This is a genomic window from Planctomycetia bacterium (genome assembly GCA_021413845.1).
GTDB lineage: Bacteria > Planctomycetota > Planctomycetia > Pirellulales > PNKZ01 > PNKZ01.
The window spans coordinates 11,430-31,228 of record JAIOPP010000032.1; the positions used below are offsets into that span (position 1 = coordinate 11,430).

Below are 19,799 nucleotides of genomic sequence, written 5' to 3' on the forward strand. Positions count from 1 at the left end.
TGCAGCCGTAGCAACGGATTGCGGTGCCCACACTTGAATCCGACATCCCGACGTCGCTCGAAAGCCCCGTCACACGCGTTTTCCTTCTCGCCGACTGGGAACGCGACGCCGGCATCTCATTTGCGATTCAGCGACGACTTCTCTCTCCCTTTTGGCGTGATGTGCGACGAAGTGGACGTACTCGGCCAGCGAGAATCGGCAAGGTCGAACCGGATCAAGACGCGGAACGCGTTGCCGATAACCGCCGGATGCGCATTGTCGTGGCCTCCGTCTTTCGAGCTTCGTATGACGTGCGACACGACTATTACTTCGGATCCCATTCGAAATCATGCCGTTCTCCTCCTCGCTCAGCCGTCGCGCAGTTCTCGCCGGCGGTCAACCGATCGGCACATTGATGGCGCGCGCCTTAGCGCAACCGGAGTTGATCTCCCTGGCAGCCGGGTTCGTCGATCAACCCAGCTTGCCGCTCACGGCCGTCGACGACGCTTGGCGCTCGCTCATGTCCGATCCCGCCGAGGGGCATGCGGCGCTGCAATACGGAACGACGGCCGGCTACCGTCCCTTGCGCGAGGCGCTGTTGGAAGAGCAACGGATCTCCGACGGCAATCCCGCGTCGGAGCGGAACCTGACTCCCGAACAAGTCATCATCACGTCCGGCAGCAATCAACTGCTCTATCTGTTGGCTGATACGCTCTTCGATCCGGGGGACATCGTCCTCTGCGCCGCTCCGACCTACTTCGTCTACCTCGGCGTCGCTAAGAATTTGCAGGTCCGCGCCATCAGCGTCGCCTGCGACGAGCAAGGGCTGAAGCCCGACGCACTCGAAGACCGGCTCCGCGAGATCGCAGCCCGCGGCGAGCTGAGGCGAGTCAAGGCGATCTACGTCGTCAGCGATTTCGACAATCCACGGAGCATCTCGCTTTCGGCGGAACGCCGGGCGGAAGTGGTCGCCGTCGCCAAGCGTTGGTCGCAAACGCGACGAATCTACATCCTCGAAGATGCGGCTTATCGCAAGCTCCGCTACTCCGGAGACGATGTGCCGAGCCTGCGCGCGTTCGACGAAGAAGGCGATACCGTGATCCTCACGCAAACGTTCTCCAAGTCGTTTTCGCCGGGCGTTCGTGTCGGCTGGGGAATCGTTCCGCAAGAGTTAATGGGACCGCTTTGCGATCAGAAGAGCAACATCGATTTCGGTGCCCCGAATCTGAATCAGCACCTGATGTATCGCGTGATCGCCGGCGGAGTCTGCGAGCGCCAAGTCGCACTACTGTGCAACCTGTATCGCCGAAAGCGCGACGCCATGCTCGCCGCGTGCAACGACTATCTCGCCGGCATCGACGGAGTTCATTGGTTGATTCCCGCCGGCGGCTTGTACGTTTGGCTCACGGTCTCCCCCGAGATCGATGCGGGCTTCCAGGGGGTGCTGTTCGACAAGGCCCTCGAGGCCGGCGTGATCTACGTCCCGGGCGAGTACTCCTATGCTCCCGAAGGAGAGCCGGTCGCGCGCAACACGCTACGACTGAGCTACGGCGTGCAGTCACCGGAACGAATTCGCGAAGGCATTCGCTTGCTCGCGACTGCGATCCGTCAGGTCCGCGGCTAAGCGATCATCGATTCGATACGTTTGTCTAACTGCGGCGAAGGCTCTGCGAGGGCGATCATGAGTAAGTTTCATTATCTGCGTGATTCGGAGATCGCCAAAAACGTTGAGCGCGACTACGACCAATTGAGGATGCACGGCCTCGGCGATATCACGGCCGTGTTGCGTCTTTATTACGCCCTTGAGTTCGCAGTCGGGCAAGCCCTGGCCGACGGCAATGACCACTACTATCCCAACGCCAGTTTCTCGGTCGTGACGTTTCTTAAAGAACTCCGGTTGATTCGCGGAAAGTGCGCTACAGGGGCCCGGTTCTTAGACGTGGGCTGCGGTCTCGGTGGAAAAGTGTCGATCGCTCAGTCGCTCGGCTTCGACGCCTATGGACTGGAGATCAATCCGAAGTATGCGGAGATCGCGGCGGAGTGCTTGGGTCCGACTCGGGTGTTTCATCAGGACGGCATGGCATTTCCGGACTATGGACGGTTTGACGTCATCTATTTCTACAATCCGATGCCCTCGGACGAACTGGAAACCGCGATCCTCTCAAACGCCAAGCAGGGCGCGCTCATCTACCATGCGATCGGGTTGAATGCTCAACCCCGACGTACCTTTGCTCGACTGACGCGAAACGTGATGCGTCTCACCGATGACCGTCCCAGGCGCCGGTCGGCAACGTCGCGCCGACTCGCGGAGAGCTCGACGGTTTCCAGCGAGTGAACCCGATCGCGCAGCCGGTTTCCGCCACGCCGGATCCAGCGATCGTGATCTCGTCGACGCGATCGCCGGCGTCTAGCCGAGGAACGCGCACCGTTCACTGACGATGCGTTACCGAACTGCAGAATCTTGCAGGCGTCCCCAGGCATTTGCAGCTTTCAACGCTCACGTCCGGCAGCTTGTCGTGCTCGGCACGCGTCGCTGAGCGTGCTTCGGCCCCTGCCGAATTGTAATAGTCGTACGGCATTTCAATTGCCGATCGTAAGAGCGACCCAAGAGCTTGGCAAAATTCGCCACGATCATTTCGGAAAAGCTCCTGAACACTCTCGATCCTAATTCGGGCGACACGAACGTTCGGCGACGGTTTCGGACAGGTGAACGTAGGAAATACTTATGACCACGGCAGGCCTCACGTCGACAAGCGAAAGTCTGTCGGCCGTCTTCTCACCAGACGCGATTTTGCTCGGGTTGGAGGTGCGAACCAAACGCGAAGCCATCGAGCGAATGGTTCGTCACCTCAAGACATTGCACGGACTCGGAGATGACGACGAACGGACGCTTGTCCAAGCGATTTTAGCGCGAGAGCAGACCGGCACGACCGGTATCGGAAACGGGGTCGCTTTTCCGCATTGCCGTTCAAACGCCGTCGAAAGACCGCTGGGGGTCCTCGCGCTTGACCCCCACGGCATTCCGTTCGACGCGCTGGATAAACAGTTGGTTCACTGCGTGTTTCTGCTCGTGTCGCCCCAAGGGTCCGCCAAGTCCTACGAACTCTTGGGGAAGATCGCGGCCGTGGGCAAGGACAAGAGTCAGTGCCTGCGCTTGCTGGGTTGTCGAACGCGAGACGCCCTTCACCAGTTTCTCTGTGACTTGGATCGGTCGTAGCCGGATGGCGGATGCAATCGATCACCGTAGGCTTTTTCGACCACCTACGGCGTACCGAACTTCGTGCGGGTTTTCGTAATAGTCGATTGTGCCGGGAAGATCCTATGGAGTTCGGAAAACATGACTCAGATCGTGAAGGTCGAGACGCTGCAACTCGGTGATCGAGTCGAGTTCATCACGGATTGTTCGGAATGGGCGCAGAATTGTTTTCTGCGGCATCCGAAAGGAGTCATCGTCGTCGCGAAGAGTGCCTTCATGGACACGTTCGGCCAGTGCCGTTTCGGATATCGGTTGGAGACTTTTCCGAACGGCAAACGCCACGAGTGGTGGGGACGACCGCAGATCGAAATTCGTCTGTTGGAGCGTCGGCCGCAGCTCGCTCTCGAGCTCGCGCGGAAGCGGGGGAAGAAAAGAAAAGGATGGTAAAGCGACCGATCGCATCCGATCGTCGCACCCGAGTCCGATGTCGCCGATATCTAGTTCGTAACCTTCGTCAGCAATTCGCTCTTTACCGTTCTCGCCAACGAGGCTTTCATGTCCGCTCCGCATTCCTCGCCATCACTCGAAAAACCGCAGAACGGCATCGCCGGCTTGAAGCACATCCGGCACGACATTCTGTCCGGGATCGTCGTTTCCTTGGTGTCCTTGCCGCTTTCCTCGGGCATCGCGATCGCGTCCGGCGTCCCGCCGATTTACGGCCTCATTTCGGCGATCATCGCCGGCTTGATATTCCCTCTCATCGGCGGCGCTTACGTGACCATCGCCGGGCCGGCGGCGGGATTGGCCCCGGCGATCATCGTAGTGATGGCCTCGTTAGGAGGCGCGGGCGACGCGACCCATGTCGGAGCAGGCTATCCGTTCTTATTGGTCGTCATCTTCCTAGTCGGATGCGCACAGTTGATCATCAGCGGCTTGGGATTAGCCCGGTATGCCGCGATGATTCCCGTCGCCGTCGTCGAAGGGATGCTCGCCTCGATCGGTCTGTTGATCATCGTCAAGCAATTCTCCGCGTTCTTCGGCTTCACCGGGACGATGCATGCGCACGAATTTCATCAATACGTCGCCGCGATTCCGGAACTTGCCGCGCGGATGACGCCTCAAGTCTTCGCCGTCGGGTTGGTGACGCTCGTGTCGCTGTTCGTATTGGACCGACTGCAATCCAAAGTTCGCTTCCTCCGGATTCTGCCGCCGCAGCTCGTCGCGGTGGTGATCGGCGTGGCGCTCGCACAAATACTCAGTCTCGGCGCGCTCAACGACGGCAAGTTCCTCATCAAGATTCCGGAGAACCCGTTCCAAGGCATCCATTCTCCTCATTTCGCGGAATTGTTCGCCAGACAAGATCTGTGGTACGCAGCGCTGATGGGAGTCATCCTGCTCACGATGATCGACGGAGTCGAATCGCTGGCGACCGCCATGGCCGTCGATCGAATCGATCCGTGGCATCGGCGTTCGCAACCCAATCGCGTGCTCCTGGCCATGGGCGTCTCGAATATCGCTTCGAGTCTGGTCGGCGGGCTGACGATTATCCCGGGAGGAGTGAAAAGCAAGGTCAACGTCGCGGCGGGGGGGCGGACGCTATGGGCCAATTTCACGAACTCGATCTGCCTGATCCTGTATCTCGTCGTCGGCTACCAGATGATCAATCTCATCCCGCTGGCGGTCCTGGCCTCGGTACTGCTGTATACCGGTTGGAAAATGTGCGAACCTTCGGTCTGGCGTCATGTAGCCCATATCGGCAAAGAGCAGTTCGGCATTTTCGTCTTCACGATCATCGCGACGTTGGCAACCGACCTGCTTTGGGGCATCATCGCCGGTTTGGTGGCGAAACTCGCGTTGAACGCATATCTTTGCCGCCAGGCGGTAGCTCGCTTATCAAATGGCGAGAAACGGATCTCCTTCTCCGATCTCTTCGCGAATCCGGTCGGCCGCCGAGAATGGATCGACGGCACCTATCATTTGTATGTCGACAAGCCGGTTTCCTGGTGCAATGCCCATAAGCTGCAGCGCGAACTCAACAGCCTTCCCCCGTCGGCCCGCGACGTCGTGTTGCACATGAGCGAAGTCGTGTCCATGTGGGAAAGCTTCTTCGGCTTTTTCCAAAACCCTGTTGAGCATAAGGCCCTGGTCGACGGCGCCTACCACCTCCATCTTGCGAAGCCCCTCGTATGCTTCAACTCGATGCAGCTGTGTCGGGAGTTAGAGGCCATTCCTCCGGAAGCGACCACGGTCTACGTGCACATCAGTGACCGAGTCGCCCTCATCGACCATTCCTCTTGTGACGCACTGAATCATGCGATTCGCGAGGCTGCCCATTCGAACGTACCGATCAACTTGGTCGGACTCGACCGTATGACACCCCTTTCGCGCCATGATTCGAGCGTACGCGTGACCGCAATGAATTGAGCAAGTTGCTTGCGGACGATGCCTACATCGAGACGATTTCCACGGACCGTTGCTTTTGTCGGATCCCTGGTGAATAGCTCTGAGGTATCGCGATTCCGTAACGTGCCGTGCAGTAGGCGACGGAAGAGCACAGCGAAGTGACTCACAGTACATCCTGCCGAACAAGGCATCGGAAGCAAAACTGTCGACGCGTGGCGGCGATCCATTTTTATAGCGAGGAGTCTTCGTGCACCTCGCCAAACGGGTCCGTAAAGCGACGACAGAGCAAACGGGGCAATTATCAATAGAGGGGGAAATCGGGCAGAGTCCGCGGCCTGATTCATATCTCAAGCGCGCATCGAGCTCAGCAGTCACGGTGTCGAACGATTCTCTTTGCGGCGGAGGGGTTCAACCTTAAATTGAGCTTTAGCGTTCGGGATGATCAGCAGCGCAACATTGCACATCCATGCGATGGTAACATCGAAGCCTTCGGCGCAAGTCCTGCCCGTAATATGGACCACCGTCACTTGGTCCGCCACGGCGGCGGTTGCCCACGGGGTCTATAACCGGCGAAGTGTCGTAAACCTATCTCACTTTTTCAGCCCGGGATCCGATACGAAATTCATCGGAGTATTTCGCACCTAAAGTTCGGACCTAACTAGTCGCTTAACTTGGTACGGCGGCGTATACTCCCTTCAAAATCAAAACGGACCCGGCGCCGCGCAGGTGAACAGCAAGTTAGACGCCGCAGGCATTTTGCAGGCAATCGTGAAGGAATCGAATGAACACACAGCCGACTTGGTTCAAGGCTGCCGCAGTAGTTGCTCTGCTTTGGAACTTGCTCGGTTGTTTTGCGTTCTTCGCCGATCTTCGCATCTCGCCGGAGAGTCTGGCCAAGCTGCCGGAGTCTCAACAGGCGCTTTATGCGGCGCGCCCCGACTGGGCAATCGTTGCAATGGCCGTTTCGGTGTTCGGCGGAGTTCTCGGCTGCATCGGACTGCTCCTCCGCAAGAAGTGGGCCTTTGTGTTCTTGGCCCTGTCGCTCATCGGAATCCTGGTCCAAGACTTCGGCTTGTTCGTTCTGGCGGATGGCGCGAGCTTAGCTAAGCCCGTCGCCGTCATAATGCAAGTGATCGTGCTCGCCATCGGTGTCGGGCTTGTCGGCCTCAGCCGCATCGGCATTGCTCGCGGATGGCTGCGATAACGCATGCCTTCAAGCGGTTCGGACTTAACAGGACGATCCAGCCGACCCGCAAGTCGAAAGCGGATGATCTCGTCGGCTTCGAGTGCGTTAGACTCATCTCAAGTCTGGTCGCTTCGAACGGACGGCTGATCGCTATCGTTTGATCTTCCGCTGTGAACACACCGTGCTAGGCAGCGTCCAAACGATGGTTGACGCGATGAAGAGCGCGGCGTTCGCCTGCGCTCAATGTCGACGAGCTAAAACATTCGGTAACGAGTTATTCGCACCGGGAAGGCTACCGCTCGGCCTCCAGCATCCCCACGAGGGCCGTGAGCTTCCCATGCATCGGCCGCCGCTGCATGCTGACGTCGTAGGCCACGCACCGAACATCTGTCGATCTAGCACGCAGTGTCACATCGCGGCAAGCTCGAAGGTCTTGGAAGAAGGCGATTCTACGCCCGCCGCGGCTAGTTTTGTTCGTAGCCACATGGCAAAGTCGATCGCAGGGTACGAAAACTTTTATCCGTGTCTGGAGGTGTCGGCAGATCTAGGCATTCGGCACGAACTTCACAGGTTCGAGAAGTTGATGAACGGGAAGGGTCGGCTTGTCGGGATGGGCGCGGATTTCACCCGAGACAAGCGACTGAGAGCTCATCCGAAACTCGTTAGAAGGTAGTGAAAAGTCCTATGCAAGCCGTGAAGCGGCTCGCTCAGACAATACTTCTCTCGGGATTGCGTGCCGCCCGAATTCATCGAAACGGCGCACGGGAACCAATTCTGCCGTTGCGACTCGTTTCTAACGGTAGACTAAGCGCACGAACCGAAGGATTGCGACGACTTTCATCGACGCATTTTCCAAACCGATCAAGGACGCGGAGAATCCGGCGGATGTGGAGTTTCTGACAAACGGAACCTGGGGCATTCTGCATTACGGCGGACGTCGTGAAGCGGGCAAGTACACGGTCGAAGGTAAGCGACTGATCATGGTCAACGACGACGGCGAGACTTACAACAACGCCGAGATGCGCTGGAAAGCGACCGAAGGAATACTCGAACTGGATTCCGGAGAAGATCTGATGAGGCTCCGCTTGGTCAAACCAAAATCGGGAGGCTAACGCTTCGAATCGAAAGCAATTCGCTTCGAGGGCCCGACGAATCCCGACCAAGTACCGCTTATTCGGCGCCGGGTTCGTCGGCGTTTTTCCGTTGGATGGAAAGCGAGAGCGTTTTTTCATCGCCGCCGAAGTTCAGCATCGCGAGTTGCGAGACTTCGAACTTCTTATCGAACCGCTCGCTCTTTCCCTGAAACACTTGATAGCCGGGCGTGGGCGGGTTGGGCAACCGCGGGATCGTCGTCGGGTCGACCACGACGCGATTTCCTTCGCCGCCGAACATGATCTCGTTGATCAGGTCGGTCGATTGCTTGAGGTCTGCGTCAGGCGTCAGTTGCGAGAGAAAGCTCTTGGCGATGTCGCGCGCAAAGCGCCCGGTCTGCGGACTCTCGATGAAGGATCGCTCGAGGAGGAGTTCGGCTCCGCGGATCTTCTCTTTGTCGTCGACGATCACGTGCAGTAACACGAGCTTCCGAAACGCCGGAGCTTTCGGCCGGAAGTCGAATTGGGTGCCGGCTTCGAGTTCGATCGACCCTTCCAACGGCTCCAGGCCGAAAAACGTGAAGAGGTCCGCCTGCTTAGCCTCGGCAAGCGTCTTACCCCAGAGACTCTTCCCGGCCGGAACCGCAACGACGTCGGCCGGGGCCGGCGGAGCGCCCGGCATCGGCATGTCGGCCGGAACCTTGAGCGGAACTGCGCTGCCGAGAAACTCTTGTCGCGTGACGCGACCGTTGGCGTCGGCGTCGTATTGCTCCCACTTACCGTCGAGTTCGGTGCCGGAGAGGAAGTCATCATGGTTCCAATCGAGCAGACTCCAAGCACGGTCGGTACGACCGGCGGCCGCGGCGCGCAGACGATCGGCGTTTCGTCCGGCGATGAACTCTTGCTTCGAGACGAGGCCGTCGTCGTCGGCATCGTAGCGGCCCCAGGCGTACGGCCCGATCTCGGCCTTCGAAAGACCGGGGCTGCCGTCGCGATCCATGTTCGCGAAATGCTCCGCCGCGTCCTCGACCGGCGAAGCGGCCCGAGCATCGCCGCCGAACGATAGGCCGAAGCCGCAGATAAGTGTGACGAGCAAGTGATTCTTCGGCGTCATGGTGAGTTCCGTTGGTGTAGCTAAGGGAGTGCGAAGATTCGTCGCAGCATCGTTCGGCGGGTGTCGGCGTCGGCGGCAGACATCGATCGCGTCGCCATCATAGCCCTCATTTGCGAACAACCGCGACCGAAGTCGAATAAATCGTGAAGTCGCTGCACGAATTATTTCTGAGACCGAGTCACTCGGGGCAGGAGGCAAGCTCGAAAAGATCGACAACGTCGCCAGTGCGTTCGCGAGACTACGTCGTAAGACCAAGATCGCGAAGCCGCCGAAGTTGCTCCGCAAAACCTCCGCGAGCCTGCTCAAGAGCAGCAAGGAGTTCGCGGGGATCGAGGTGCTGTTTCTCGGCCACGCTCCGACACGATCGCTGACCGACATTATGCGCAGGCACCGCAACAAACCTTGGACGAAGCGATCTTATGCCCAGTCGCTTCGAGCAGGCGGCTGACCGCTGTTCGTTAGACGGATACGTCAAGTTGGCGAAATGGATCAAAACCGAAGTGCGAGAGTGGCGGCGACGGCGACGAACACGAATATCGCGGCGTCGGTCTGCCGCTTTCGCAAGTGCGCTCTCGCTGCTAAGGTAGCGAACCGCGGCGCATATTCGCCCGCTCAGCGACGCCTACCCTCACCGAGAATTCCTCCGATGAACCTTCGCATCACCCTGGACAAAACTGCGATTCGCCTCGCGGCAATCTGCCTCAGTTTCGGCTTGCTCGCCTCGACCGCTTCAAGCACATCGGCCGCGGAGTTTTTCTTTCGCGACGGCGATCGGATCGTCGTGATGGGCGACTCGATCACCGAGCAGCACCTGTACAGCAACTACCTCGAGACGTGGATTACGACGCGGTTTCCGAAGTGGAACCTCGCGTTCCGCAACATCGGCATCGGCGGCGACTCCAGCACCGGCGGCAACGGCCGGTTTCAGCGCGATGTCGTATCGTTCAAGCCGACGGCGATGACCGTCGACTTCGGCATGAACGACGGCGGCTATCGACCGTACGACAAAGCGATCTTCGATCGTTACATGCTGGGTCTGCAAGGAATCGCCGATCAAGCGAAGAAGGCCGGCGTGCGAGTGGCGTGGTGCACTCCGCAACCGCTCGATGGTCCGGAAGGAGGGGACACGGCGCTGACTGGTTACAACCTCACGTTGGAAAAACTCTCCGAAGGGGTGAAGGCGAACGCCGAGAAGAACGCCGGCCTGTTCGTCGATCAATTCCATCCGTACATGGCCGTGCTCGATAAAGCGCGCAGCGACAAGTCGAAGCGTTATGCTCGAATCACCGCGGGCGATGCCGTTCACCCGGGTCCGCCGGGCCAAGCGGTCATGGCCTACTCCATTCTGCAAGGACTCAACTTCCCGACGTTCGTCTCGTCAGTCGAGATCGACGCCGCCGATCTGAAGTCGGCCAAGGGAGAGAAGTGCCAAGTGTCCGCCGTCGCTCGCGACGGCGACACGCTCACGTTCGATCGGCTCGATGAATCGCTGCCGTTCTTCCCGCAAGACGCCGCCCCGATCTTGCCGTGGACTTCGATTCGCGACCTCGCCAACGACTATCGCCTCACGGTTCGCGGCCTCAAGCCGGGGAGCTACGAAGTGAAGCTCGGCGACAAGTCGGTTGCGAAGTACACGGCCGAGGAGTTGGCCGCGGGTGTGAATCTCGCGACGCCGGCGCTCGCCGCCGGGCCGGTGGCCGATCAGGTGAACGACATCCGCAAGGCGATCGAAGCGAAGAATAAGTTCTATCACGATCGAATCTTCCGCGGCATCATTCTGTCGAGCGTCTCGATTCCCGATTACCTCGGCATCAAACTCACGCCGCAAGAAATCGAATCGAAGAAGCAAGCGGCGATCGCCGAGCGGACCCAAGAGTTGCCGACGCTCGAAGCCGCGATTCGCAAGACGCTCGAGTTGAAGTCGCACAAGGTCACGATCGCTCCGGCCAAGTAACACCGATCGTACGCCTGTGAACGTGACGTCGACCAGCTTGAGGAACGCGGCCTTGAGCTTCGCGGTCGGCGCGGCTTGCCCTTGCGCAGCCTTGTAGAGCGGCTGTCGTCATTTTCGTCCCTGCGTTTGAAGACCGTGACGCCTTCGCCTCGGCCGCTTCGCAGACTGCTCGCTTCACCTTCGACTGCGCACGGATCGCCACCTCGGCGGGCGAGAGCTTCGCAAGTAATGCGTCGTGGGCCGCGGTCCAGGGCGGATTCAACCACAGCGGTCGTGGGCCTCGCCTGCAGTGTGTCGAGGACATCGCTCGCTTCGTCGCGGCCGACGCCTTCTTGCCAGTAGCCGCCCGTCGCATCTTCTCGACGGTCGACGGGGCTCGTGGCTTGCCGATCTTGGCCGCTGCGATCTTCGCACGTAGTTTCGGATCCGCGGACTTGGCGAGCAGCTTCGGCACAGCCTTCTTCCAATTGCGCCGCCCGTGCTCGGCACGGACCACTCGCTCGCCGTCCGTCGGCCGGACGACCCGCAAGTCGATTGCGAATTAGCTCGCCGGCTTCGCGCGCGGTAGACTCATGGCGAGCCCGTCGCTTCGAGCGGGCTGCTGATGTCTGACGCCGGGCTTGTCGGCTTGACACGAACCGCTAACTAAACGGAATTGACCATGCGATGGCTTCTGACGATGACTTGTTCCTTGGCCTTTGCCTTCGGACCGGCTCTGCAATGTGTGCAAGCGAACGATGACAAGCCGGGCGATGTCAGTGAAATTCTCAAAGCCGAGGACTTCTGGAGCACGACAGGGAAGCAGAACGGTCGGACGTGGACCGACAGCGAGAAAAGGCAGCTCGAAGAGCTCAAGACAACGAGTAAGGACGGGGTGATCCGCTTGCGGGCCAACAAGGTGCTGGTGGACCTCGCGGGCAACTCGAGAATCGACGGTTATGAAGATGCCGTCACCGACTGCTTCCGATATCTCGAAAAACAACTCGGTTCCGCACCCGTCAAACAACTCTGCGCCGAGGTGGGCTTCACGCACTACGGAATCGGCACTGGAACGAACGGCGTGTTTCTCATCGAGCACGTTGACGGCAACCCGAAGGGCTTCAACGGCGGGCTGAACCTCACGTGGGACCGAGAGAAGAAGACCGTGACCGGGGTAAAGTCTTGGGGCAAGATCGTCGCCGAGTAGAGCAAACGCTGAACCTCACACCGGCCGCGATGATAGTTTTCGGGACTTCGTAAACACCTCACGCACCCAGCGCAGGTGAGCTTGTCATTCACTCGCACAAATGACGTCGCAACATATTTCCTGTGCAAAACACGGAGTCCAGGAGTTCGCCATTGCGTGCATCCACGTGTGCCGTGCGGTCGACACCGGCGAACAGGTGGGCTTTTTCTGGAGCACCGAAACAGACGGTCCTCGTCCCGACGTCTGGTGCAGCGCTTGCGAAAAATGGTCGTGCGAGCATCCGGACGCGACGACGCAGGAACCCGACCCTGAGCAGGTTTTCAAAACGAACAGTTTTGCTACGGTCGAATCAACTTGGACTTCGCGCTCCGGAAATAAGGCAGTTCTCGCTTATGCAACGCTTGCTTTGCATCCTGAGCTCTTCTTTGTTCATTTCCGTCGTCTTGCTGGCAATCTGCTTGTTTCAAGTTCGAACGCTTTGGAAAGACTTCGGGCATCAAGATCTCACCGCTGCAAAAAGGGCCGATGAGCTTGTATTAAAAGCCGAGTTGGAGTTCAGCCAAGGGCACGATGCTCCGGCAATTACCTTGTTGTCCGCAGCGTTGCTGGCTGATCCGGATAACGACCAGGCCCTCGATGCCTATCGAAACCGGCTAAGAGCAAAATTTGACGCAGGCTTGAAGGAGCACGATTGGGATCTCTGTGAGCTGCAAGTCGCCGCGTACGACGCGGTCGTTCGTTCCGCACTTCGCGGGGCCGTGTCGGCTGAAGACGTTCAATCGATTATCCAACGTCAGGATGAAGTTGCACGCTGGGAAAACGAAGCGGCCCAAAAGCAAAGCGAAATCATCGCTCATGAGCTGGACACGCTGGAAAAGGAGGTGTCCAGCGCGAGTAGAAATCAGTTGGAACTCCTGAACAAGCGGCTTCGCCTGATCTCACCGGATAATCTAAGTGACGCGCTTCGCGACCGACTTACCGCGTTGGCATTAGTGATTGTAGAAATGGAGCAGAAGTCTTTACGACTCGAGTTGCAGGTCGAGTTCGATGGGTTGGAAAAATCCGCGAAAAAAGAAGATCTGGCGACGAGTAAACTTCACGAACTCCGAATCCAAGGCGAATACCTCAACGGCAAGATCGTAGAGGCGAAGCTGCAAGGATCTGATCTCACCGCGGAGCAAGCCGCTTGCCAGGGATTGTTGGCACAACTGGAGCGGCGAATTCAGGTCCTTTCCATCCGGCAAATGCAGACTATCGCCGATGCCGACGCCAAGAAGGCGATCGCCGAAGCACGTTCGATCCTCGAGCTGATTGACAAAGACACTAGCATCAAGACCGGGCACGCTCGCGGCAGGAAATTGGCGGAAGCGGAAATCGGGCTAAATCAGATCGACCGTTTATGTTCGACCGCCTGCCAGATCGAGGCGAATCAGTTGCTCGAAGAAATTCGTAGACGCGCCATCGCCCAAAGAACCCAGCAGACTCGCGACTACAATTTATGGGCGATTAAAATGCTGGAGGAGTCGATCGGGGATTACGCTAAAGCCAAAGGTTGGTTCAATGACGACGAAGAGGCATTTAAGAAGGTGTTGGGGGAAAAGGTTGGCCGAATCGATCCTCAATTGTTGCATCCGGTCACCTATTCCCTTTTCGCCGACATGTTTCAGAAGTTTCTATCCGAACTGAGTTCCTCCGATAAAGTCGCAGTGACGCGAGTCGTGGAAGAAATGCAGCGCAGACCTCTGTCCGACTTTTAGCCAAGGAAGTGCGTATGGCCGCCGCCACGAAGATCGCCGCATTCACCCTTTGTTTGACGGCAAGCGTTTGCGCCTCTCCTCTCCCGGCGGTGACGATGTCCCCAAAGGATCATGTCCGTGTGTTGCGGCACTTGGATCAATGGTCTCAAGCTGAAGCGGCACTAACCGCAAAGTCGCGATCGACTGACAAGAACATTCCGCGGCACAGGCAAGACTTCTTCGACGCGTTGCAGAGAAATCGGCCTACGAAAGTCGCCCAGCATGGAGATGTCCGGGGCTACGCCGCTTCGATGTCGCTTCGCGAGGCGAAAACGTTTAAGGGGTTTCTTTTTGAACAAAGTCTAGTTCGGCGGTGGAATGCCACACTGGGCGGTCCGCGTTATCGCCTATCCTCGGTTGGCCATACCTACGTCGATATCGAACGCTACGACCCGATTTCGGGCAAGACTTTACAAACGTTGCAGGCCTACGGGGGAAGCAGTTCCAAAACGTCTCTCGAAAAACTACTTCTCTCGGATCGAGCCGCCGACAAACTCGTAATTACGGCGGACGTTTTTGAAAAGATCAAACAAGCGATTGGTGAATGTGAGGCCGTGCAGCATCAAATACGAACCGGTGATCTAGACCTGGAGACGGGAAGCCGATTGATCAGCGAGCGGGCAAGAAAAGTAGGACTGAAGTTCGATCGTCAGTCCGGTGAACTGTATGCGCAAGACAAAGCAAGCGGTCGCGGCTCATTGGGAGTACTAGGAACGGATGAAGTCGGTCGAAAAGTTGGACAAATGGTCAGAGATCGGCTCACTAGCGAACAAGTTGCGCGCCTGCAGTTTGAAGCGCTATTGGATTCGGATAATAATCTGAGTGTCTTGCGCACGCGCTTGGGGGAAAATGCCTTCGCAACGCTTGCCCTGCAAAAGATCTATGAAGGCGAGGTGGATCGACTTGTTCAATCCGGTTTGCGACCGGGCAAAGCTGGTAGCGTCGCTACACGCTGGTTGCAAAACGAACATGCCCCGGATCTGATTCAACGCAACGCTCGATCCTTATTGAGAGCGGCGGTGTACGGGGTTGCGGAATCGGAAATGGACCGCATCCTCGCAGCAATGAAGGAGGACGTTAAGCGAGGAGTTTCTCCCGTACAAGCAATCGGTCGCACCGACGAAAAGCTTCGCCGTCTGGCGAACCAAGCACGACGAACTCAAATTCTGAAAGCTCAAAGAATCTTGGCGGTGTTTACCGTCGTCGGCGCGGGAATCGACTCCGCAACAAGCGATCAGGGATTAAAAGAATGGCTCCAGTCGGATCGCCCTGTCGAATGGTCCGCAAGACTCGGGACTGGTGCCGCTGCGATTGTGGTCTCCGGGAAGGCGGAATCGCTTGTAGTTGAGCGTTTGCTGAAACGTGGCGGCCAAGAAACCGCGGAACGTATGAGCGCAAGACTCGCGAGCAGGATCGTCGGCGGCGGAGTTGCGGCGGCAATATTTATCGTCGGTGAAAGTGCCATATCCGCCATCTCGCACGACGCGAGTTGGGGGGAAGTCGCCGATCATGCCTACGAGGCAGCATTGGTCATCGTCGTTTCCGAAGGTGCTGTATTGGGAGCCGATTTCATCGTCTCCGCCGCCACAGGCGGTTCGATCGGCGGTCCTGTTGGGATCGCAATCAGCGTTGGGGCTGCTCTGCTTTACGAGGGCGGAAAGTACTTATGGGTAAGTCGGCGGGAACTAGAAACCGACCGCTTAGTCTATTTGGCAAAGTGTGACGTCGCGCGCCGCAAACTAGAACTCTGGGCGTCTTCGGTCAATACGGCGGTCGGAGCCGAAGCAAAGTAGTTGCCAGTGCTCTCATCGCGACCAGTCGACCATTTCTTTTGTACTTGTCGCCAGACTCTACTTACTACGACTATCGTGCTTCTCATCCGCGACTTTGCCGGCTTCAGCCGGTAGACGTTTCAGTCCGATCGTCGCCTAACGCGAATCTCATCACAAGTCTCCTAGGCGAGAGCTTAATAACCCCGCATTCTCGGGCATATCTCTTGTGACGGACCGTTAGCTTTCCGCAACCGTCTCCGGGCTTTGCCGAGTCCGTTCTTCGCTCTTCATATTACGGGCGGTTGTTTTCTAAACGACCGATCCGGCGCCGGTGGCGACCTCCAGTCGCGGAAGACCGCCTGATGATCGTCATTGCTCCGCGCTCATTGTCTACTCATTAAAGGAGAACTACCTTGTCGCACATCGTCACAATCGAATCGCAAGTCCGAGATCCAGCAGCCGTCTGTGCGGCCTGCAACCGCCTCCGATTGCCGTCTCCGACGGAAGGCACGTTCCAACTCTACAGCAGCCATGCGACCGGGCTCGGCGTGCAGTTGCCCGCTTGGCGGTACCCCGTCGTCTGCGACACGGCCGCCGGCAAGCTCGCCTTCGACAACTTCGGCGGGCGCTGGGGCGAACAATCGCAGCTCGATAACTTCCTGCAATCGTACGCGGTTGAGAAAGCAAAACTCGAAGCGAGGCGCAGGGGGCATACGGTCGTCGAACAGTCGCTGGCCGACGGCTCGATCAAACTCACGGTGCAGGTCGCCGGAGGTGCCGTATGACAACGAAGACGATCGAAATCATCGTCGATCCGAAAGGCCAAACACGCTTGGAAACCAAAGGCTTCGCCGGTTCCGAATGCCGGGAAGCCAGTCGATTCGTGGAACAGGCGCTCGGCACGCGGACCGATGAACGAATTACGCCCGAATTTCATCAGCAGGTTACTCCCGAGCAAGTCCTTTTGGATCGGACTTAGCTCATTCGCTGCGCAGCTGCGACGAGTTGCTCGACGGTCTCGACGAGCAACGGCATTCCCCCGAACTCCATTTCAAGTCGTGTGATCTTATCCGTCACGATTTGGTTCTTGGCGTGAGTCGGGGCTCCGTGAATCGTACTCCGGCTACCGGAAATGTTTTTGGCGATCGACGCAACTTCATAGTCCGAAATGTACTTGTCGTAGCAGTTGTACGCCTCGCCGGCGACGTCATCGGCGACGAGTAGGACACCGGTCGCTTTGGCCACATCCGCGGCATGCACTTCCTTCCCGCCTCGGACGCAGGTGACGTCTTCTCCTCGCACGACGGCCCGTACGAGCTGGAACCATTTGCTATTCGTAACCGGATGGGCGACGCCGTAGACGCCGGTCGGTCGGAGCGCGCAGATCCGATACTCTTTGCCCCACCCGTAGCTATGGACGAACTGTTCGAGTGCCGCTTTGTGAGCACCGTAGTGGTTCATGGGCGTTGTTGGATGTCGCTCGTCGAGTGGCCGATCATCGAAAATCTTGTCGTGCACGGCGCAGGTCGAGATGAAGACGAAGCGTCCGACACCGGCCGCTCGCGCCGCTTCGATCAGGCGAATCGTGCCGAGGACGTTTCGCTCGACGAAATCGAGGATGTTTCCTTCACCGCCGCGGAAGCCTCCGCCCGGATGGTAGAGCGCAGCATGAACAACGGCACCGCAACCCGCGACTAAGGCCGCCGACGCATCGGCATGGCCGAGCTCACCGGGAACCCATTCGATGCCGGAGTCGAGATCGTCCAGTCCGATGCGATCGCTTCCCGGCCGGTACCAACAGCGGCAGCGATGCCCGTTCTCGACCAGGTAGCGAACGATGTATCGGCCTACGAACCCAGTGGCTCCCGTGACGGCGATTTGCATGGCGGCCTGCTTTCCTTGTCGATTTCCCTTACTTCCCTGACCGAGGAATCATTATGACCTTATCGCAACGATTCGCCGAGTATGTCCGAGCCTGCTTTACCGGTATTTGGATCGAAAGCCACGAACATCAGGATGCGCTCGCCGAAATCGCGGGGCTCTGTCGTCGCGAAAGCTGGCGACTCGCGACCTGGGACATCGACCGCGGACTCGACGTCGGTGGCAATGAAACGACGAACACCGCCGGCCAGGATCCGCTGTCGGCGATTCGAGCGCTGAGTTCGTTGGCAACAGCCGACGGTACGGCAGTCCTAGTGCTGCATAACTTCCATCGGTTCCTGCAATCCGCCGAGATCGTGCAAGCCCTAGTTCGACAGATCATCAACGGCAAGCAGCACCGGACTTTCCTGGTAGTGCTCGCGCCCCTCGTTCAAATCCCGCTCGAACTCGAAAAACTGTTCGTCGTCGTGCCGCATGAGCTCCCGGGCCGCGAGCAGCTGCTGGAAATCGCCCGTGGGATCGCAACGGAAGCCGGTGAGTTGCCGGAAGGTGCGGCGCTCGAAACCGTGCTCGACTCCGCGGCGGGCCTGACGCGTTACGAGGCCGAAGGGGCGTTCAGCTTGTCGTTGGTCCGCCATGACCGGATTCAGGCCGAAGCGGTCTGGGAGTTGAAGGCGGGAATGCTCAAGAAAAGCGGCCTGTTGTCGCTGCACCGCAGCGACGACGACTTTGCGAGTTTGGGTGGACTCTCGGCGCTCAAGGCCTTTTGCAAACGAGCGCTGCTGCAACCGGGGCGGGGCAATCCGCTGAAGCGTCCGCGAGGCGTGCTCTTGCTCTCCCCGCCGGGCTGCGGCAAGTCGCAGTTCTGCAAAGCGCTCGGTAAGGAGACCGGTCGGCCGGTCTTGATCCTCGACGTCGGGACGCTGATGGGATCGCTCGTCGGTCAGACCGAAGAGCGGACGCGGCAGGCGCTGCGGATCATCGAAGCGATGGCCCCGTGCGTGCTGATGGTCGACGAGGTCGAGAAGGCGTTCGCCGGGGTCGGCGGCTCGGGCTCCGCCGACAGCGGCGTCTCGGCGCGGATGTTCGGCGCGTTCCTCAGCTGGCTCAACGATCACGAGTCAGACATCTTCACGGTCTGCACGGCCAACGACGTCTCGAAGCTCCCGCCCGAGTTCACCCGCGCCGGCCGCTTCGACGGTGTGTTCTTTCTGGATCTGCCGGAGCGCGGCGAAAAGGATGCGATCTGGCGAATGTACCTGACGCAGTACCAACTCGATCGCAGCCAGCGCCTGCCGGACGACGCACAGTGGACCGGTGCAGAAATCAAAAGCTGCTGCCGACTCGCTGCGCTCTTGGATCTGCCGCTCGCCCAAGCAGCCGAGAACGTCGTCCCGGTCGCGGTCACGGCGGCCGAAGCGGTCGAGCGGTTGAGAACCTGGGCCGGTGGCCGCTGTCTCAGTGCCGATCGCGGCGGCATCTACCGTCGTGAAGCGTCGGCGTCTTCCTCGCGCCGCCGGGTCACGCGAGATGCCTCGCAGAACTAGCGATCCATCGCGGTAAAAAAACAACGGCGACGCGTAGCCAAATTCGGCTTGCGTTGCCGTTGTCAGTGGAGGGTAGCCTAAGGCACGATTTTCGATTCGCTATTCTTTCCGGCTCGGGTGCGTCTCGAACCATTTGAGGATGAACGCGCACTTCGCCAGCATTTGACTCGGACGAGCGCCGATGTCGTGCGACGAGTCGGGAACACGGACGAGCACCGTGTCGATCTTCCTCAATTTCAAGGCTTGGTAATACTGCTCGGCCTCGGAGATCGGGGTGCGGTAATCGTCTTCGCCGGTCATCAGCATCGTCGGCGTGCGGACGTTGCCGACGAGCGACAAAGGGGAGCGTTTCAGATAGGCCTCGGGGGCTTCCCAAGGATTCTTACCGAACCAATAGCGCGCAAAAAAGTTGTAGTGATCGGAGGTGAGCGCGAAGCTGTACCAGTTGATCACCGGTTTGATGACGGCGGCGGCCTGGAAACGATCGGTCTTACCGATCATCCAACTCGACAAGATGCCGCCCCCGCTGCCGCCGGTGACATAGAGCTTCTGCGGATCGACGTAGCCGCGGGCGATGACGGCATCGACGCCGCTCATGAGATCGTCGTAGTCCTGGCTCGGATAGTTTTGGTCGATAAACGCGGTGAAGGCATCGCCGTAACCGGTGCTCCCGCGTGGGTTGACGTAGACGACG

Annotated in this window: 17 protein-coding genes; 14 read left to right on the forward strand and 3 right to left on the reverse strand. The window is 58.7% G+C overall.

Going from position 1 to position 19,799, the window contains the following annotated elements; all coding sequences use genetic code 11:
* Positions 1-328: 328 nt before the first annotated feature.
* The 7 genes from K8U03_07065 (at position 329) to K8U03_07095 (ending at position 7,876) form a co-directional block, all read left to right on the forward strand.
* The gene (locus tag K8U03_07065) at positions 329-1,603 is read left to right on the forward strand and encodes a PLP-dependent aminotransferase family protein (protein MCE9604649.1); all 1,275 of its coding nucleotides are present in this window, start codon (positions 329-331) and stop codon (positions 1,601-1,603) included.
* Positions 1,604-1,660: 57 nt separating this feature from the next.
* Complete coding sequence (locus K8U03_07070; protein MCE9604650.1) at positions 1,661-2,314, forward strand: class I SAM-dependent methyltransferase; 654 nt, start codon at positions 1,661-1,663, stop codon at positions 2,312-2,314.
* Positions 2,315-2,704: 390 nt separating this feature from the next.
* Positions 2,705-3,196 (forward strand): PTS sugar transporter subunit IIA, encoded by a 492-nt coding sequence (locus K8U03_07075; GenBank protein MCE9604651.1) that lies wholly within the window; start codon positions 2,705-2,707, stop codon positions 3,194-3,196.
* A gap of 120 nt (positions 3,197-3,316) precedes the next feature.
* On the forward strand, positions 3,317-3,622 hold the full coding sequence (locus K8U03_07080) for a hypothetical protein (protein MCE9604652.1): 306 nt from the start codon (positions 3,317-3,319) through the stop codon (positions 3,620-3,622).
* 108 nt (positions 3,623-3,730) lie between these two features.
* Positions 3,731-5,599, forward strand: a complete 1,869-nt coding sequence (locus K8U03_07085) for a SulP family inorganic anion transporter (GenBank protein ID MCE9604653.1) — start codon at positions 3,731-3,733, stop codon at positions 5,597-5,599.
* A 760-nt stretch (positions 5,600-6,359) separates the two neighbouring features.
* Positions 6,360-6,782 carry a hypothetical protein gene (locus K8U03_07090; GenBank protein MCE9604654.1) on the forward strand — a complete coding sequence of 141 codons (423 nt, stop codon included), beginning with the start codon at positions 6,360-6,362 and terminating at the stop codon, positions 6,780-6,782.
* An 869-nt stretch (positions 6,783-7,651) separates the two neighbouring features.
* Complete coding sequence (locus K8U03_07095; protein ID MCE9604655.1) at positions 7,652-7,876, forward strand: hypothetical protein; 225 nt, start codon at positions 7,652-7,654, stop codon at positions 7,874-7,876.
* Between the two features lie 58 nt (positions 7,877-7,934).
* Here the strand turns inward: K8U03_07095 and K8U03_07100 are convergent, their stop codons facing one another.
* Positions 7,935-8,969, reverse strand: coding sequence for a hypothetical protein (locus K8U03_07100; GenBank protein MCE9604656.1), 1,035 nt, complete (start codon positions 8,967-8,969; stop codon positions 7,935-7,937).
* Positions 8,970-9,615: 646 nt separating this feature from the next.
* On the opposite strand from K8U03_07100, the gene K8U03_07105 reads away from it, so the two are divergent.
* From K8U03_07105 to K8U03_07130, 6 genes are all read left to right on the forward strand, one after another.
* Entirely contained in the window at positions 9,616-10,923 is a 1,308-nt protein-coding gene (locus tag K8U03_07105) for an SGNH/GDSL hydrolase family protein (protein ID MCE9604657.1), read from the forward strand.
* 661 nt (positions 10,924-11,584) lie between these two features.
* Positions 11,585-12,109, forward strand: coding sequence for a hypothetical protein (locus K8U03_07110; protein ID MCE9604658.1), 525 nt, complete (start codon positions 11,585-11,587; stop codon positions 12,107-12,109).
* A gap of 392 nt (positions 12,110-12,501) precedes the next feature.
* Positions 12,502-13,866 (forward strand): hypothetical protein, encoded by a 1,365-nt coding sequence (locus tag K8U03_07115; protein MCE9604659.1) that lies wholly within the window; start codon positions 12,502-12,504, stop codon positions 13,864-13,866.
* Positions 13,867-13,880: 14 nt separating this feature from the next.
* Positions 13,881-15,698, forward strand: coding sequence for a hypothetical protein (locus tag K8U03_07120; protein ID MCE9604660.1), 1,818 nt, complete (start codon positions 13,881-13,883; stop codon positions 15,696-15,698).
* A gap of 392 nt (positions 15,699-16,090) precedes the next feature.
* Complete coding sequence (locus K8U03_07125; protein MCE9604661.1) at positions 16,091-16,462, forward strand: DUF1257 domain-containing protein; 372 nt, start codon at positions 16,091-16,093, stop codon at positions 16,460-16,462.
* Positions 16,459-16,656, forward strand: coding sequence for a DUF2997 domain-containing protein (locus K8U03_07130; protein MCE9604662.1), 198 nt, complete (start codon positions 16,459-16,461; stop codon positions 16,654-16,656). Before K8U03_07125 ends, K8U03_07130 begins: the two co-directional genes overlap by 4 nt.
* Here K8U03_07130 and K8U03_07135 read toward each other — a convergent pair.
* Entirely contained in the window at positions 16,653-17,561 is a 909-nt protein-coding gene (locus tag K8U03_07135; protein ID MCE9604663.1) for an NAD(P)-dependent oxidoreductase, read from the reverse strand. The genes K8U03_07130 and K8U03_07135 overlap by 4 nt on opposite strands.
* A gap of 53 nt (positions 17,562-17,614) precedes the next feature.
* Here K8U03_07135 and K8U03_07140 point away from each other — a divergent pair, with 53 nt between their 5' ends.
* Positions 17,615-19,105: an AAA family ATPase gene (locus K8U03_07140; protein ID MCE9604664.1), complete on the forward strand. Its 1,491-nt coding sequence runs from the start codon at positions 17,615-17,617 to the stop codon at positions 19,103-19,105.
* 99 nt (positions 19,106-19,204) lie between these two features.
* Here K8U03_07140 and K8U03_07145 read toward each other — a convergent pair.
* On the reverse strand, positions 19,205-19,799 hold a 595-nt coding region (locus K8U03_07145; GenBank protein ID MCE9604665.1), incomplete at its 5' end, for a prolyl oligopeptidase family serine peptidase.